The organism is Desulfosporosinus youngiae DSM 17734 (assembly GCF_000244895.1).
In the GTDB taxonomy this organism is placed as follows: Bacteria; Bacillota; Desulfitobacteriia; order Desulfitobacteriales; family Desulfitobacteriaceae; genus Desulfosporosinus; species Desulfosporosinus youngiae.
The window spans coordinates 38,963-55,251 of sequence record NZ_CM001441.1 but is presented as its reverse complement, the minus strand read 5'-3'; the positions used below and the strand labels follow the sequence as shown (position 1 = coordinate 55,251).

Here is a 16,289-nt window from a genome sequence, read left to right as displayed (position 1 = left end):
GTCAGTTGTCAAAGTTTTTTACATTTTATGGTTATTATCTAATTTAATACATGAACGCGAACAGACTTTCTTCCCCAGTCAATGCATTGACGAAGGGTAGAGAAAAACACATCAATTTTTTGTCCCCGGATACTTCCGCCAGTATCTGCCGCTATAGCATATCCATATCCTTCAACATAAACCTTGCTTCCCAAAGCAATCACTTTAGGATCTACAGCAATCAAGCCCTCTCTTGGCTTGACACCAGTTGCAGTATTATTTCCTGTATACGTATAAGCCGTAGCTTCAACCTTCAAGGTTTTACTGATATTCAAGTTAGCTAAATCGACATCTTCGGCAGGTTTTGATTGAGGGTTTTGAATAACGACCTTTTTCTTGGGAATAGGTTTTGTGTTGCGAATAATGACTTCTTTCTTTGGACTTATAAGTTCAAATGAGGATAGTACTTGTTGTCCGATAGGTTGTCCATCAGCCTCAAATGTTTTTACGACTTTACGTTCGATTCCTTTCTCCCCTTTTACCTGTATTTCACTCGTACCTGGGGGGAGCTTATCTGACTCAATGTATTCGGTGCCATAGGGGAGCTGCTGCTCAACGGTTTCGATTTTACTCATTACCCTTGTCACCTGTTCACTGCTTGGGGCTATTTGATCTGCATTCGTACTTACTAATCCCCGGCTGATTTGCCCCTGCCGGGTTAGCCCTTGCCTATTTAACCCCCGGCTGCTCGCTACTCTTATAAATGAGCCATCTATCAGCTCTTCCATTCTTACATTTTCTATACTTAAAGAGTGTAACTTAGGTGACGGCGGCACGGCTTTTTCAAGGTATTGTTGGTCTGAAGCGGAATATCTCGTTCCGGCGACTAAAATCGCTAAACTTCCAAAATATGCACTCCATACTTTAGTTCTCCGCCAATAATCGGAATACGTAGTAATCGGCAAAGAATACATTTTATCCCTCCTTATCAAAACCTATGACATCACCTAAAAAAAAAGAACCCTCCATAATGAAGGTCCTTTAAACAAGTCTAAAAGCGCGTTCTGCATTCTGCATGGTTTGTAATGCCGCATCTTCAACGCTTAAGGTTTTTAGTTCAGCGAGTTTCTTGACTATTTCCAGAACATAAGCGGGTTCATTACGCTTCCCCCGTCGCGGCTCAGGACTTAAATAGGGCGAATCTGTCTCCACAAGGATTCGATCGATTGGGGCACGCTTGGCTACTTCAACGGTATGCCGGGCATTCTTATAGGTTACCGGACCAGCAAAGGACAGATAAAATCCCGGCTTGAGAAGAATCTCCGCCATTTCCCAGGATCCCGAAAAACAATGGAATACCCCTCCATAAAGGGGCGGATGTGCCTTCACAATCTCCAAGACATCCTGATGGGCATCACGATTGTGAATAACAATTGGTAATCCAACTTGATTGGCTAATTTGATCTGTTGAATAAATATCTCTTTCTGAATCGGACGAGGAGACAGGTCCCGGTAATAATCCAGACCAATTTCGCCCCAAGCTAATACCTTTGGTTGCTTAGCTAAGGTTAAAAGTTCATTCCAGGTTTGTTCTGTGACCCCTTCCGCATTGTGTGGATGAATACCTATTGCGGCATAGATGAAATCGTATTTTTGCGCTAATTCCACCGAACGCCGGGAGGAAGGGAGATCATACCCTACATTCGTCACTCGCGAAATCCCCGCCGACTTCATTCTAGCCAGAACATCCTCAAACTCTCCCGCAAAACTGGGATCATCGATGTGTGCATGTGTATCCCAAATCATTTAACTCGTGCCCCTCCGGGAAGTTCCTTGTTAATTGTAAGAACTTCCAACTCATCTCCCAGCGAGGCAGCTAATATCATACCTTGAGAGGGAATTCCTCTTAGTTTGGCAGGTTTCAAATTGGCAACTACAACAACGGATTGATTGATAAGATCTTCTGATGAATAATGTTTGGCAATCCCGGAAACAATCGTACGTACTTCACCTGAAATTTCCACTTCTAACTTCATTAATTTATCTGTTTTTTCTACTTTTTCCGCGCTTAATATCTTGCCGACACGCAAATCAATCTTGGCAAAATCCTCAATGCTGATTTCATCTTTGATCGGCTCAAACTCAAGTATCGGGGGCTGACCATTTTCTATGGTTTCCTTTTGATCCACTGGTTTTGTCTCCTCTTCCATTAATAATTTTGATATATCAATTCTTGGAAAGAGCGGTTCTCCTTTTTGAACTTTGACACCGGATTCCAGGATACCCCAGCGATCTGCCTCTTCCCATTGGATAAGCTTCTCATCCTTGCCAAGGAGCGTACAAATTTTGGCTGGTAATCCGGGCATAAACGGAGCTGTTAAAATCGCCATAATCCGAATACACTCCGCGAAGGTGTAGAGAACCGTGTTCAGGCGTTCTCTCTGGTCTTCTTGTTTAGCTAAAGCCCAAGGAGCAGTTTCATCGACATATTTATTACACCTTGCCACAAAACGCCATATTTCTTCAAGTGCGCCGGCAGGGTCGCAGGCACCTAAACGTTTATCAACTGCTTTTTTAACCTCCGCACTCAGAGCCTTTAATTCCAGCTCCAGCTCTCCATCCTGTCCGGGACAAGGAATCATTCCCTCCCGATACTTGACAATCATTGCCAAACTCCGAGAGATAAAATTCCCAAAGTCATTGGCCAAATCACTGTTTAGACGTTCAACTACATTGTCCTCAGAATAAGTGCCGTCTGTGCCTACTTGCATCTCACGCAACAAAAAATAACGGATGGCATCCGAACCATATCGTTGGATTAAGGCGAACGAATCCTGCACATTTCCCCGTGATTTAGAGATTTTTCCCCCATCCTTTGCCAAATACCAGCCATGCCCGTAGATAACCTTCGGGAGAGGAATATCCAAGGCCATTAGAATAATCGGCCAAATTATGGCATGAAAACGTACAATATCTTTTCCCATAATATGAACATCAGCCGGCCAATAGCGTTTATAATTTTCTCCATCAGGGTAACCCAGCGCAGAAATATAATTAATCAACGCGTCCAGCCAGACATACACCACATGTTTGGGATCAAACGGTACTTTAATCCCCCATTGAAAGGTGGTACGGGAAACACAGAGATCCTCTAAGCCACTTTCAATAAAGCGAATCATTTCGTTACGTCGTGAAATTGGCTGAATGAATTCCGGATGATCTTTAATAAAGCTTAGCAACGCATCCTGGTACTTGGAAAGACGAAAAAAGTAACTTTCTTCCTTCAATAGTTCTACTTCGCGGCCACAATCCGGGTTAGGGCATTTTCCCTCAACCAATTTGTTTTCCATCCAGAAGGTTTCACAAGGAGTACAATACCAGCCTGAATACTCCGACTTATAAATATCTCCTTGCTCATAGAGCTTAGTAAAAATCCTTTGTACAACCTTTTGATGCCGCTCCTCTGTTGTTCGAATAAAGTCATCATTAGAAATATCTAAGGCACGCCATAAATCTTTAAAGCGCTCAACAACACCATCCACATAAATCTTAGGATCGGTCTGGTTCGCTTCTGCGGTACGAACAATTTTCTGCGCGTTTTCATCGGTTCCAGTGAGAAAATGAACTTGATCACCCAGCAATCTATGATAACGAGCAAGTGCATCTGCTGCAACCGTAGTATAGGCTGTTCCAATATGCGGGCTTGAGTTGGGATAGAAAATTGGAGTTGTTATGTAATATTTCACGTCAGGTCTTCCTCTCAATATCTTTTTTAACTAAGTTAATTAATGGAAATTCATATCTGTCAAGTATATCCATAATTAATGATTTCTATGTAGGAAGGGCTTTACTGGATTAGGTTCTTTAATTAGGTTAATAATACCATAAAAACTCAAAAAAAATGGGTTGACTTTATATGGAACGATTGGTATCATAAGTCTGTAGTTTTCTGTCGAAAGTTGTTGTAAGGGGAGTGGGGAAAAAAATGATGAAATCAACTGGAATCGTGAGAAAAGTAGATGAACTTGGTCGTATCGTTTTACCGATAGAACTTCGACGTACTTTAGGTATTGACGAAAAAGATGCTCTGGAAATTTATGTGGACCAAGAAAAAATCATTCTCAAAAAGTATGAGCCTGCTTGTGTATTTTGTGGTAATGCCAGCGATATTCAACTTTTTCACGGTAAGAACGTTTGCCGGGAATGTGCCGTTGCTATGGGAGAAAATGTTGCTGCCAGTGATTCAAAAGCTGTATAATTTTAAGTACATAGAAGTTTAAACCAGTACCTTTGAAGGCCTTGAGGCCTTCTTTTTTTAATGTTCATCATCCGGCTCTTGTTCGCTGCTAAGCAAGGCTTGATAGACCTCGGATTTTTTTATACCATAACGTTTTGCCACTTCTTTCATGGCCTCTTTCTTGCATACGCCCGAGTCTACTATTTCCTTAACCTCTGAACACCACTCTTTTGGGCCTCCTACAGGTTTAACAGGGACGTATGGCGCCAGGATAATACAGCATTCTCCACGGGGCTCAGATTTCTCAAAGGACTCGATCAACTCCAGAACGGTTCCTCTATGCACCTGCTGATGAAGCTTTGTCAACTCGCGCACGACAGCAGCCGAACGATCAGCAAAGTACTCTGACATTCCTTGTAGAGTTGCCAGCAACCGGTGAGGGGCTTCATAGAATATCTGGGTCTGGGGGAGATTAGCAAACTGCTCCAGGCTTCGTTTCCTCGCTTTTGATGAGGAAGGCAAAAAACCGTGGAAAGCAAAATGATCCGCGGGCATCCCGGATAAGACCAGAGCTGTGAGAGCAGCATTAGGTCCGGGTAAGACATCAACCGGAATATTCTCGGCGAGACAAAGACGTATAACCTCAGTTCCCGGATCCGAAATTCCAGGCAGACCTGCATCAGAAATCAGTGCAATCGCTTGACCGGATTTAAGCTTTTCTACCAATTCCAAGGACTTTTTCTTTTCATTATGTTCATGATAACTTATCATTCGTGTCTTAATCTGATAGTGTTGCAATAGCTTTCTTGAATGACGTGTATCCTCCGCAGCAATCAGGTCCGCTTCCCGCAAGGTATCCAATACTCGCAAGGTAATATCGCCTAAATTGCCGATAGGGGTCGCACATACATATAATGTACCTTTAGCCAGCATGCCTTCTACTCCTTGTAGGCCAATACCCCGGGTATTTCCCAGGATTATTTTAGTCCTTTCTCAAAAAACCCATACAAAACAGGCAGTCCCCTTCTAACGGCTGGCCAAAATGAAGATGACAGACATGGAAGCCTTCCTGGTATAGACGGACAAGATTATCATGGGCGACTCCTTGAATGTGCTCAGCATTGGCAATAACACGTTTAGTTTCTTTTTCCGGAAACGTACACTCCCGCCTTAACTTTGTATTTTCATCCTCTAACGCTTGAACATAGGGTTTTAATCGACTTACTTCTTCTAATAAGGAACGCAACTTCTCTTCCACTTCCGTAAGGGCCTGCGTCAATTGGCTCATACTTTCTCACTCTTTTCTTTGGACTTTTCCCCTTTCTTATTACGTTGAGGCTTCCCCTCAGGTTTGGCGGCAAAGACACTTTCTGCACGGGAATTCTGGTCATCCGGGATTTCAATTACTTTATGCCCCGCTTGAGAGTTGTGACGGCACTGCTCTTTATCCTCGGATTTATAGCACCCATTTTCATATTTTAAACAACACATGAGGCGTCCGCAAATTCCAGAAATTTTGGTGGGATTTAAAGAGAGCTTCTGATCTTTAGCCATGCGAATCGAAACCGGCTCAAAATCTCCCAAAAAGGACGTACAGCAGAGAATCCGCCCGCAAGAACCAACTCCACCGAGCATTTTTGCTTCATCCCGCACCCCAATTTGCCGGAGCTCTATACGAGTCCGAAAGATCGCCGCTAAGTCTTTGACTAATTCTCTGAAATCCACTCGTCCTTCTGCCGTAAAGGAGAAAATAATTTTATTGCCATCAAAGGTATATTCAACATCCACCAATTTCATGGGCAGATGATGTTCTGAAATCTTCTTTAAACAAATTTGGAAAGCATCTTTTTCTTTAATCCGATTCTGTTCAACAAATAGTTCATCCGCCATGGTTGCCTTACGCATTACCTGTTTCAGCGGCAGCACCACTTCTTCGTCAGCAACTTGACGAGCTGGAATTACCAATTCCCCAAATTCGATACCCCTGGCTGTCTCAACAATTACTTTATCTGATACAGCAAGTTCCAGATCACCAGGGGAAAAATAATAGATTTTCCCTGCGTGTTTAAAGCGAACGCCTACGACTTCAATCACAGCGACTTCCTCCTCGTTGAAATAATTCTAATGCTAACACTTCAATCACTAATCTCGGATTAGCTTGTTGTCGCAGTTCATCGATCGCTTTTCCGATAGCCAAAAACTCAAAAGGATAGGACGCTTGAACAGCCATTACCTGCAAATAAAGAAGGGCTTGGTTCTTTTCGATCGGGAAGAGTGCAAAGAGTTTTAGAAAATCCCTTTCTGCTATAGCAGTTCTTATGGTTCCTACCCATTCTTGCACTAGTAATACGCCATGCTTAAGAATATCTTCAGCTAATTTCTGGTTTTTACCACTAAGGCGAAAGGCCAGAGAAGCTTCTTGATCATTCACCTCACCTAATCCCCTTAACCAGGTTTCTTCAGTAAGATCGGGAAAGTAGACCAGCTGGGCGCGACTCTGAATCGTTGGTAAAATAGCTTCTGCATTCTCGGCACATAAGATGATTATAGTCCGGTCGGGCGGTTCTTCAATGACTTTTAACAATGAATTGGCAGCGGGCAAGGTTAAGAGATCCGCTTGTTCGACAACAGAAACTTTATAATTTCCTTCATAATGTTTAAGGTACAACTTCTCTTGCCAGGCAAGGACCTGTTCGATTCCGATGCTCGTTTTAAGAGGTTTCAGCCATGATACCTCCGGGTGATTTCCACTTAGAATTTTACGGCATACAGCACACTCTTGGCATGGCCCCTCTGCTGTAGTATAAGAGCAGTTTAAAAACTGTGCCAGGCGAAGAGCCACCTCTCGTTGATGAAGTGCACTTCCTCCATGAAACAGCAAGAGATGAGCCAATCGGCTTTCACGTGCTGCTTTTTCTAAAAGTGCTAACCTCATCTCTATACCACCTCAATGATCGAAATTGTACGGCTTTGAAAACCTTCCCACCCTTGCCAGCGTCCTTCTTCAGCGGTGAGCAGCATATTCAGCACTTCATAGGTCATTTCTTCACCCATTACAACAAACGGAATTCCAGGCGGATAGGGAGAGATCGTCTCCCCAACGATATGGCCTAGACTCTCCTTAAGGGGGATTTTTCGTTTGCGGGCAAAGAATGCTTCACGCGGAGAGAGAACCGGGTGAGGCAGCGGAAGATTTAATCCGCCGGGTCTCCCCTGGCGATTTTCCAAGACAGTCGATCGCATTGAGGATGAGGAATCTCTTAAACTCTCGAGTCCTTTTATCAGCCTTTGCACATCCTCCGGCGTATTTCCAATGCCTAACAGGCAAAGAATGTTTTCCTCATCCCATAATTCCGGTTCTATTCCAAAACCTTCTCTGAGATATTCTACACAGCGGGGAGCCGGAACTCCCAGCGGAGATGTATTAATAAGTACTTTTGACCAATCCACCCCATGAATGCCAAACGTCCCGGCATCCGCTGGTGAGAGAATACGAAAATCCATTCCCACCTTCCGATGAAGATCATCGACTGCTTCTTTAAGACACTCCCAGCGCCATAAATCCAAAGCAAATTCCCCGGCCCGTTCCAACGAAGACAGAAGCAAATAGCTTGGGCTTGAGGACTGTAAAAGTTCCAGCCCTTGTCTCAAACGGGTACGCGAGACCCTAGCTCCCTGGACATGTAACATTGCCGACTGAGTTAAGGCACTTAAAGTCTTATGAGAACTATGCAGGACAAGGTCCGCTCCGAGCTTTAAAGCACTCGGTGGAAATAGAGGGCTAAGATAATGTGAACCATGTGCCTGATCCACAAGCACAGGTATGCTAAAATCCATTTGCGCCTTTTCTACTAATCCGCCTAAGTCAAAGACAGTTCCATAATAACTGGGATAGGTAACATGACAGGCAGCTGCTTCTTGCCAGGATATTCTTTGGTTTGCTGCATTAAATCCCAACGGAAGATTAAAATCCGGATGAATTACAGGCATTGCATAGTCTGGTTTCAATCCACTTAAAACCAGACCGGACATAACAGAACGATGAGAGCTTCTTTCTACTATCACTCGTTTGTCATCCGTATCTCCTAAGGCCAGAAACATGGCCTGATTGCCAACTGTCCCTCCATTGATAAGGAAAAAGGTTTCCTCTGCTCCGAAAATATCGGCTGCTTGTTTCAGTGCTTTTGCAATAATTCCGCTGGGGGAATGAAGCATATCCAACCCGGGAAGCTCGGTTAAGTCGAAGCCTGGAAAATCGGAGCCATTAAAAAACTCCTGCCGTCCTTTATGGCCAGGAGTATGGAAAGAGCAAAATCCTTGTTTATGGTAACGGCTCAATCCTTCTCCAAGATCACCCACTGAACAATAAACCCTCCATTTATCTAACTAGTCTAAGCAAGACAATTCATGAATTATTCCTGCTAAATTTACGGTATTCCTTATATTTTAACACGAATTAGAAAATATTTCATCTTTAATGAATAAGGTGTAAATAGGCAATAGAGCACTGGAGTCCGCTGGGGAGAATTCATGAATTGCCGATGCCGCAAGCTTATCAGAGTAGCTGTTCATGCCGCTAAGGCTGCACATCAAAGGATGGAAACGAGAGCATCCGGAGTCGGGCAGCTTCGTCCACATCCGCTCACCGCAACATTCCGAGGCTCGCCCACTCGCCGGTGCGGGACTTCGCCAAACCTCAGGGTAATACCTGATGTGAACCCGTGGCTCCGTTTCCCCGCACCGTCTTGTGGGCTTTTACCGCCTCTCCATACAATGGGTTCGCTTCTGTGGACGAAGCTGCCCTGCTTGCGGGTCTAGGGATTTTTCTGCATGTCTTTAGGGTCTTTGGTCTGTAATTTTTCAGAGTAGACGCCTATGCTGCTGCCGCAGCACCATCAGAAGATGAAAAAGATTCCACGAAGCCTTACCAGCCTCCCCCAAAGTTCTGCTTACATTCCCAACAAACTGGCTGAAGGAGCGCTTGTCTGCTAAGCGGATGCGTCAGTGGAGCCGCGCTAAGGCGAGCGCAGACGGTTCGCGTCCCCGTAGCGCGCCGCAGGTTCACATGCAGAAATACCCAGAGGTTCGGACGCGCTCGCGAACCGTCCAGCGAGCCAGCGGCGGAACTCGCAGACGCGTGCAGACCGAAGACACCGTCTTCGCACGGGTTAACAAAGCTGAAAAGCGCTCCGCCCCAGAGCCAGGCAGTAGAACCGACCTCCTGTCTAACCCAAGAGGCTTTTTTCAGAGTGGGTAAAAACTAATAAAAAATTCCTTTAATTAAAAACATAAATTCCTGATATTCCGGCGAACCCTGCTCTGCTGTAAACAGCTCTTCTTGGCAATCTGAGCAGAAAAACATCCCTTGTACTCTAAATCCATCATACAGACCCTTTTTCGGGACCTGTGCACAACGATAACACACGGGAAGGACCTTTCCTTCGTGTGAAGTATTTATCTTGCCTTCAACCTTCTCTTTAATGATCTCCATCATAATTTGATCCTCCTTGTAGGGGCAATTAACTTCTACCTCTAGTCTTGCCCCTCTCCCGCAGAATTAGTCGCGCTGCTGCTCGACATTCCAGAATGATGAACTGTGACTTTAATGTCTAAAGCAACTGGAAAATCCGCTATCATCTCTTGCCATTGATCTTTAATTGTCTTCCAATAGGCTGCATTTTTCTGTTCAATATGCCGCCCTATGCCCAAAAAATCAAGCCCTAATTCTCGCTGCTTTTTAATCGCAGCCTCACATTCTTGCTCAATAACCCTGGCAAAGCTCCTTTCTGACTCTTTGACTAATTCTACCCATTCCGGCCCCGATAGTTGTTTCTTTAATCCCAGAATTTCATCGATGGCAACACTTGCATTAATCTCGTACCGCAATTCCATTTTTTCGTTGCTTGCTTTGACTTTGTACTTTGTACTGGATTTTATAACTTGCCCTCCAAACCTTACACCGTTTTCTTCAAGATCCGCTGAGTCTATTAAACGATTTATAATATTATCCTCCAGCCACATATACCCTTTGGTTTCTTGATCGGTCAGAAAACTCCCTAAGCGATCCCCGCTCATAACCCCAGCGCCATCTATTCTCATCTCTCCGGCCTCACCTTGGCCTTCTGCACTATATTCAATGCCCTCTCCTGATTTTACACTTTCAACGACCGGAAAAATTGGCGCCGTACTTTTTCTGCCCTGAATGGTAAGATAATGCCCCAAGCGTACCGTTGGGAAACTCGATATTTCATCTCCGCCTTCAATGTTATTTTTAATAGCAATCCCAGGCAATAATCCCGCGCGTAATTTTAAGTTTAAAATATCCTGAGCTTTCCCTTTAACTAAAACTAAGTACATTGATCGGCGAAATTCAGAAAAGCGCTGTGTGAAATCCAATATATCATTAAAGCCTCCGTTTTTTGCCACACTCTCGCCAATTAGTATCACCTTCAGTGAACCTATAAAAGGGGTCCGATAGGTAACTTTGGCAATTTTATCAAAAGCATCCCTGGCACTTTTAGCTTCCACACTAAATGTCCGGTCCATAATCTCTGCACTATTTCCTCCAGTTTTTTTTACCCTTGCATATTGTGCCGTAATGAGAAAAGAATCCGGTTCTTGCCCAAGATCAAACCCTACTGCTAATAAAGGTGCCAACTGCTCAACTTCCCGCTTACCCCAACACCCCGGCAACAACAAAAGGCCGGTAATCAGGATCACTATAAGTCCTGTCCTGCGTCCTTTGCCTCTTTTCATTAAATACCCGCTCCTTTCTTCCAGCGTGAGAATCCCCAAAGGGCAAGTATCCAAATGGATGCAAACGGTAAGATGAGATAATCATCGACAAGTCCAATTTCCGTAACTAATGAAGGTCCTTTTTCAAACCTGAAAGCAATCCCCATAAATATGGCTCCCACTGCGAGGTTCCATTTTAACCCTTTCAACTTAAAGACAGTTTCCAAGCCCCAAGTTACTGTAAAAAAGAAGGCGCTAATCTTTATAATCAAAGCCCCTAACCAAGCTCCCAAAAATAAAGATTCAACTCCGGCCACCGTGCGGCTTACTTCCACCATCTTTCCTAAGACAAGTAATCCGTAGACTAGACGGATGGTTTCCAGCGGTCCAAATACCAACATCTGGATTAAGACGACCAACATATTTAGAAATCCTACTAATAAAACGGCCCGCCAAACTCCTTTTTTCAATTGTGTAAGTTCCTGCTTACCGGTAGGCAGAAACGTAAGAATTCCTGCTGCAAAAAGAATGTATTCCATAGCAAAGGGCATTGCTTTAAACCCCCCTAAAAAAAGCGGCTTTATTCCTTCACCTAAAATAGGCAGCGCTTCTCCTGGTTCAATGCGCGGTATGGAGAGCACAATATTCAAAATTAATGCGACCACAATCAGTGGAAAAATCACTTCTGAAAAACGAGCAAATACTTCGATCCCCGAACTAACCAAGTAAAAAACGATCAGCAGTCCTCCAAGATAGAACATTCCAATAGGGACAAGTGGCATAATCACAGACTGATAAATATTCCCTACTTGGGCCAAGAGCAACCCTCCAAAATAACCCGTAATTGAAATATATAGTATGCCGATGATTTTACTAATCCATTTTCCAAAAAGTATTTCAGTAACCTGCAATAAATTTTGGCCCGGATACTGTTCCATAAGCAAAATTACCATTAAGCCGTAAGGAATTCCCACAGCCATGCCAGGCAAAATACTCATCCAGCTATCCCGGCCGGCAACATTAGTCACGATGGATGCAGCGGGGAGAAAGGTTGTACCCATAAGGACCGCTGCCCCTGTAATCATAAATTGATGTGACGAGATTCTTTCCATTGTTACCCTTTCCCTCCTGATTGGGCTTTCTTCCAGCGTGACACACCCCAAAGAACCGGTATCCAAACAGATACAAAAGGCATTATCAGATACTCGTCGACAAATCCAATTTCTATAATTAAAGAAGGTCCTCTTTCATACATGAAGGCTATTCCTAAAAATACGACACACATAACTGCTCTCCATTTTGATCCCTTCAAGCCAAAAATAGTTTCTAAACCCCAAATCGCCGCGAAAAAGAGAGACCCAATTTTTATTACAGCGGCACCAAACCAAACCCCCATAAATAAGGATTCAACTCCGGCAACCGTCCGGCTTATTTCCACCATCTTCCCTAAGACAAGTAACCCATAGACCAAACGAATGGTTTCCGTTGGTCCAAACACAAGGAGTTGGATTAAGACAACCAACATGTCGAGAATACCCACCATGAAAACTACTTTCCAAATCCCCCGCCTTAATTGACCAAACTCTCGCTTCCCAACCGGCACAAAAGCAATAAGTACGGCTAAGAAGAGCATATAAGTCATTACAAAGGGCATTACCTTGAATGCTCCAAGAAAAATTGGTTTAACCCCCTCGCTCATAATCGGCATAAGCTCCCCTCGCTCGATTCGAGGAATAGAGAAAACTATACTTTGAAGTAAAGCAATTACGATCAGTGGAAAGACCAGTTCGGAAAAGCGAGCAAATACTTCGATTCCGGACTGTATCAGAAGGAGAACGAGTAAAATGCCCCCCAGGTAGAACAGCCAGAGCGGGGTTAACGGCATAATCGATGCCTGATAAACATCCCCCACCTGCCCAAGTAACAAGCTTCCCAGATAAACAGTGACTAAAATGAATACGGAACCTACCAGTTTTCCGATCCATTTACCCAAGAGCATTTCCGAAATCTGTAATAGATTTTGGCGCGGATACTGTTCCGAAAGGGAAAGTACCATAAGACCGTAAGGAACTCCCACTGCAAATCCAGGTAAGACACTCATCCAGCCATCCCGGCTGCCGGCTAAAGTGACTATTGATGCTACCGGGAGAAACGTAGTACCCATAAGTACGGCCGCTCCTAAGGTTACAAATTGATGTTGAGAAATTCTTTCCATGGTTACCTCTTTCCATTTGACCGGGGTTCTTTTACGTCGATCAGATGGGGACGACGCTTCAGCGCCCACCATGGAGCCCGGACGAAGGTATCCTGCAGAAAGGCCCGGATACGCAGCGGGGCTATAGGACTAGTGTAAGGCACCCCAAAAGAACGAAGGCTCAGCAAATGGATAATGATAGCATAAATTCCCACAGCCACTCCAAAAAAGCCAAGAATACCCGCCAAAATCATAAGCGGAAATCGAATCAGCCGAACTGCAAGGCTCAAATCATAATAGGGAATAGCATAACTGGCTACGGCAGTCAGTCCAATAATGATAACCATCAGCGGGCTGACTAAACCGGCGGTCACAGCTGCATCGCCGATAATAAGTGCCCCGACAATTCCAATCGTCTGCCCAATTGGCTTTGGTAAACGAAGCCCCGCTTCCTGCAATATTTCTAAAACAATTGTCATGGTCAGCGCCTCTAATAACGCCGGAAAAGGTACCCCTTCCCGCCCTGCCGCAATGCTCATCAGAAGATCTGTGGGTATAATTTCCTGGTGAAACGTGGTCACTGCAATATAAGTGCTCGGAGCTACAACAGCTACAAATGCGCCTACATACCTCACAAAGCGGGAAAGGATTGCCGTCATGGCCCTTTGATAATAGTCTTCATTGACACTTAAAAACTGAGTCAAGACTGCGGGCAGCAATAGCACTATGGGGGTTCCATCAAGCATAATGCCCACTTTTCCTTCCAAAAGCTTTCCTGCCAGAACATCCGGCCGCTCGGTATAAGCAATTTGCGGAAAGGGAGAATAGGGGTTATCCTCAATCATTTCCTCAATATATCCAACGTCAATGACACTATCCATCTTGATTTTACTTAATCTTATCAAGACTTCGGAGATAATATCCGGACTCGCTATTTTTTCAATATACGTAACCACAAGCTCCGTATTTGTCATGTCGCCCAGTTTCAACGATATTATCCTTAAGGCGGGGTGTTTGATCTTGCGTCTTAAAAGGGAGGTATTAATACGAAGAGTTTCCGAAAACCCCTCATGAGGTCCTTTGACAATCGACTCGGCGATTGGTTCATTTACACCACGATTCGGCCATCCCCTGGCACCAATCACAACTGCCTCAGTCAAGTCTCCAAAAAAAATAACGGAGTCCCCGGATAAAATGCTATCTATGGCCTCACTCATCTTAGATATTTTTCTTAGTTCTATTCCTGGGATTAAGCTTTGCATTGTTGTATCGACAACATTGGCTAAGGTTACTTGGGACAATTCCCGATTATTGGACAAATCACCCATAAGAGGCTTAAGTACAAAGTCGTTGATTATTTCTTTATTAATAAGTCCATCAACCACTACTAACATACAGGGAATTCGTTCTTTTCCTTGAAGGGAAAACTCCCGGAACACCATATCGCTGCTTTTCGATAGAATTTCCTTTACCTTTTGTCCGGATAAAGGCTTATTCAGATCTTCGTCAAATGCATACGAGGGGGATTTACGTATCTTACGTTCTCCCTTTGGACGTACGGTGAGCTCTTTGAACATGTTCATCCAACGCTTCATATTGTCTCCCTCCAATCTAACTTATTTTGTCCGACTATGAGTCGTTTATTCTCCGGTAAGGGCAATCGATCCATTGCCAGCAGTCCTCAAAGCCCAGCCCCTACCTTCTTTGATCTTAAAAATACCTATCTGATATTACTTTCAAAAAATAAGACTCTTACCTTATACTAATTCTAAGGTAAGAGTCATCCTGTAACCTTTTGATTTACTCTGCCATCCGATTGGATTTACTCTTCAAGCTTCCCGCATTTACAAGCGGGACTCCATACTCTGCTTACCTGGATTTATATAATTGATCCATGATGACAACCGATAAATACATCCAAAGGATTGATGCCGTTGAAAGCAATAGGAACCAGCCTTCTTTGATCCAAATCAGATTTAAACGATACCCAATATAATAAACAAAATACAGCATGGCAATCATCAAAAACTTATAAATTTTATTCAGCCTTAAAAAATGAATCACTATACAAGAAAAGGCTAATAAGTTGAATAGAAACCATACTATAAAAAACCGGCTGTGAATGGGATCACTAAAAAGAGTTGTACTATAATCAATATGCCTTGTTAACATCAAACCCCAATTTAGAGTGATATTATCAAGCGGAAATAATCCCAAATAAATATATCCATAATAATAAATAGGCTTTACGCCTTTAATAATCTTAAGGTATATTATTTTAGCTAACCAGAACGACAAGGTCAGCAGAACTACGGTCATCCATGTTTGATACCAATTATGGCTGTAGATTCCTAGTGCCAAAAAAAGTGTTTCAATAAGTCCATAGATCCCGGCAAGTATAAAATACCAATAATACCTTAAATTAAGAACCGTAGCCAAGACTATAGTCGCCGATACAGAAAACTGAGAAAAAAGATTGCCCGCAAGGACATCATGAAATTGAATTGGCGGATTCTGAAGCAGTTTTGGATAATAAGTATACCCTTCCAGAAAAATAAGAATTATAGTTTCAAAGTTAAGAGTGATTCCCAAGATAGTCAGGTAAAAGGCCAATGTAAGACTGCGATTTTCTGACTTAGACATAAAATAAACTATTTCTAAGACCGTTATAAGACCTAATATTACATACCATATTGTATTCGTCCAAAAATCCGAGTTCATATGTACTCTCCAAATTTTAATTTTGATTAATTTATAAGACCAGAAATTAATTGCGTAAGAGTTCCAACGATCATGGCATCCATTTGGTAACATAAAAGAGGACTATCTCGAATAGTAGTCCTCTTTCTGTAAGCTATTCAAACGTCTTATCGCTATTTTCGAACGCTTTTTTTATAAACCTTAATTGCAGCATCCGGGCATACGAGTTCACACATATTACAACCAATACAAGGAATTTCTTCTTTCACATGGGGTGCAGGGGTTCCATAGACACCTAGCTTATCTGACCATTCCAAGGTTTTGACCGGGCATTTTTCGATGCATAAGCCACAACCTTTGCAGAGGTGAGGGAAGATTGTCCATTGGGCTTTTGGTCCGTCTATGGTGATGGCGTTATCCTTTAAGGACACAGGAGGTCCCTCC

General features: G+C 43.4%; 16 protein-coding genes. 1 reads left to right on the top strand and 15 read right to left on the bottom strand.

The window, feature by feature from the left end; all coding sequences use genetic code 11:
- Positions 1-38 precede the first annotated feature (38 nt).
- The 3 genes from DESYODRAFT_RS00270 to metG all read right to left on the bottom strand — a co-directional run bounded on the left by DESYODRAFT_RS00270 (position 39) and on the right by metG (position 3,725).
- Positions 39-953 carry a G5 and 3D domain-containing protein gene (locus tag DESYODRAFT_RS00270; protein WP_007777935.1) on the bottom strand — a complete coding sequence of 305 codons (915 nt, stop codon included), beginning with the start codon at positions 951-953 and terminating at the stop codon, positions 39-41.
- A 67-nt stretch (positions 954-1,020) separates the two neighbouring features.
- Positions 1,021-1,785: a TatD family hydrolase gene (locus DESYODRAFT_RS00265; protein ID WP_007777933.1), complete on the bottom strand. Its 765-nt coding sequence runs from the start codon at positions 1,783-1,785 to the stop codon at positions 1,021-1,023.
- On the bottom strand, positions 1,782-3,725 hold the full coding sequence (gene metG, locus DESYODRAFT_RS00260) for a methionine--tRNA ligase (protein ID WP_007777931.1): 1,944 nt from the start codon (positions 3,723-3,725) through the stop codon (positions 1,782-1,784). Before metG ends, DESYODRAFT_RS00265 begins: the two co-directional genes overlap by 4 nt.
- A gap of 242 nt (positions 3,726-3,967) precedes the next feature.
- On the opposite strand from metG, the gene DESYODRAFT_RS00255 reads away from it, so the two are divergent.
- Positions 3,968-4,237 (top strand): AbrB/MazE/SpoVT family DNA-binding domain-containing protein, encoded by a 270-nt coding sequence (locus tag DESYODRAFT_RS00255; protein ID WP_042339202.1) that lies wholly within the window; start codon positions 3,968-3,970, stop codon positions 4,235-4,237.
- Between the two features lie 57 nt (positions 4,238-4,294).
- Here the strand turns inward: DESYODRAFT_RS00255 and rsmI are convergent, their stop codons facing one another.
- The 12 genes from rsmI to DESYODRAFT_RS00195 form a co-directional block, all read right to left on the bottom strand.
- A complete protein-coding gene (rsmI, locus tag DESYODRAFT_RS00250) occupies positions 4,295-5,149 on the bottom strand; it encodes a 16S rRNA (cytidine(1402)-2'-O)-methyltransferase (RefSeq protein ID WP_007777927.1) in 855 nt (284 codons plus the stop codon).
- A gap of 49 nt (positions 5,150-5,198) precedes the next feature.
- A complete protein-coding gene (locus DESYODRAFT_RS00245) occupies positions 5,199-5,504 on the bottom strand; it encodes an initiation-control protein YabA (RefSeq protein WP_007777923.1) in 306 nt (101 codons plus the stop codon).
- The gene (locus DESYODRAFT_RS00240) at positions 5,501-6,310 is read right to left on the bottom strand and encodes a PSP1 domain-containing protein (RefSeq protein WP_007777921.1); all 810 of its coding nucleotides are present in this window, start codon (positions 6,308-6,310) and stop codon (positions 5,501-5,503) included. The genes DESYODRAFT_RS00245 and DESYODRAFT_RS00240 overlap by 4 nt, the downstream gene beginning before the upstream one ends.
- A complete protein-coding gene (locus DESYODRAFT_RS00235; RefSeq protein ID WP_007777916.1) occupies positions 6,303-7,151 on the bottom strand; it encodes a DNA polymerase III subunit in 849 nt (282 codons plus the stop codon). The genes DESYODRAFT_RS00240 and DESYODRAFT_RS00235 overlap by 8 nt, the downstream gene beginning before the upstream one ends.
- A gap of 2 nt (positions 7,152-7,153) precedes the next feature.
- Entirely contained in the window at positions 7,154-8,575 is a 1,422-nt protein-coding gene (locus tag DESYODRAFT_RS00230; RefSeq protein WP_007777913.1) for an aminotransferase class I/II-fold pyridoxal phosphate-dependent enzyme, read from the bottom strand.
- 901 nt (positions 8,576-9,476) lie between these two features.
- Complete coding sequence (locus DESYODRAFT_RS00225; protein ID WP_007777910.1) at positions 9,477-9,710, bottom strand: sigma factor G inhibitor Gin; 234 nt, start codon at positions 9,708-9,710, stop codon at positions 9,477-9,479.
- A gap of 38 nt (positions 9,711-9,748) precedes the next feature.
- On the bottom strand, positions 9,749-10,972 hold the full coding sequence (locus tag DESYODRAFT_RS00220) for a Ger(x)C family spore germination protein (protein WP_007777907.1): 1,224 nt from the start codon (positions 10,970-10,972) through the stop codon (positions 9,749-9,751).
- Positions 10,972-12,063 carry a GerAB/ArcD/ProY family transporter gene (locus DESYODRAFT_RS00215; RefSeq protein WP_007777905.1) on the bottom strand — a complete coding sequence of 364 codons (1,092 nt, stop codon included), beginning with the start codon at positions 12,061-12,063 and terminating at the stop codon, positions 10,972-10,974. Before DESYODRAFT_RS00215 ends, DESYODRAFT_RS00220 begins: the two co-directional genes overlap by 1 nt.
- Before the next feature lie 2 nt (positions 12,064-12,065).
- The gene (locus DESYODRAFT_RS00210; RefSeq protein WP_007777903.1) at positions 12,066-13,166 is read right to left on the bottom strand and encodes a GerAB/ArcD/ProY family transporter; all 1,101 of its coding nucleotides are present in this window, start codon (positions 13,164-13,166) and stop codon (positions 12,066-12,068) included.
- A 2-nt stretch (positions 13,167-13,168) separates the two neighbouring features.
- Entirely contained in the window at positions 13,169-14,740 is a 1,572-nt protein-coding gene (locus tag DESYODRAFT_RS00205; protein WP_007777901.1) for a spore germination protein, read from the bottom strand.
- A gap of 274 nt (positions 14,741-15,014) precedes the next feature.
- Positions 15,015-15,866: a hypothetical protein gene (locus tag DESYODRAFT_RS00200; RefSeq protein WP_007777899.1), complete on the bottom strand. Its 852-nt coding sequence runs from the start codon at positions 15,864-15,866 to the stop codon at positions 15,015-15,017.
- Between the two features lie 152 nt (positions 15,867-16,018).
- Positions 16,019-16,276 carry a 4Fe-4S dicluster domain-containing protein gene (locus tag DESYODRAFT_RS00195; protein ID WP_007777897.1) on the bottom strand — a complete coding sequence of 86 codons (258 nt, stop codon included), beginning with the start codon at positions 16,274-16,276 and terminating at the stop codon, positions 16,019-16,021.
- Positions 16,277-16,289: the final 13 nt, after the last annotated feature.

What these genes read in the sequence shown, in the direction of transcription:
- DESYODRAFT_RS00270 (WP_007777935.1), bottom strand. Translation starts at nt 953, where the DNA reads ATGTATTCTTTGCCGATTACTACGTATTCCGATTATTGGCGGAGAACT.
- DESYODRAFT_RS00265 (WP_007777933.1), bottom strand. Translation starts at nt 1,785, where the DNA reads ATGATTTGGGATACACATGCACACATCGATGATCCCAGTTTTGCGGGA.
- DESYODRAFT_RS00255 (WP_042339202.1), top strand. Translation starts at nt 3,968, where the DNA reads ATGAAATCAACTGGAATCGTGAGAAAAGTAGATGAACTTGGTCGTATC.
- rsmI (WP_007777927.1), bottom strand. Translation starts at nt 5,149, where the DNA reads ATGCTGGCTAAAGGTACATTATATGTATGTGCGACCCCTATCGGCAAT.
- DESYODRAFT_RS00245 (WP_007777923.1), bottom strand. Translation starts at nt 5,504, where the DNA reads ATGAGCCAATTGACGCAGGCCCTTACGGAAGTGGAAGAGAAGTTGCGT.
- DESYODRAFT_RS00235 (WP_007777916.1), bottom strand. Translation starts at nt 7,151, where the DNA reads ATGAGGTTAGCACTTTTAGAAAAAGCAGCACGTGAAAGCCGATTGGCT.
- DESYODRAFT_RS00225 (WP_007777910.1), bottom strand. Translation starts at nt 9,710, where the DNA reads ATGATGGAGATCATTAAAGAGAAGGTTGAAGGCAAGATAAATACTTCA.
- DESYODRAFT_RS00220 (WP_007777907.1), bottom strand. Translation starts at nt 10,972, where the DNA reads ATGAAAAGAGGCAAAGGACGCAGGACAGGACTTATAGTGATCCTGATT.
- DESYODRAFT_RS00215 (WP_007777905.1), bottom strand. Translation starts at nt 12,063, where the DNA reads ATGGAAAGAATCTCGTCACATCAATTTATGATTACAGGGGCAGCGGTC.
- DESYODRAFT_RS00210 (WP_007777903.1), bottom strand. Translation starts at nt 13,166, where the DNA reads ATGGAAAGAATTTCTCAACATCAATTTGTAACCTTAGGAGCGGCCGTA.
- DESYODRAFT_RS00205 (WP_007777901.1), bottom strand. Translation starts at nt 14,740, where the DNA reads ATGAAGCGTTGGATGAACATGTTCAAAGAGCTCACCGTACGTCCAAAG.
- DESYODRAFT_RS00200 (WP_007777899.1), bottom strand. Translation starts at nt 15,866, where the DNA reads ATGAACTCGGATTTTTGGACGAATACAATATGGTATGTAATATTAGGT.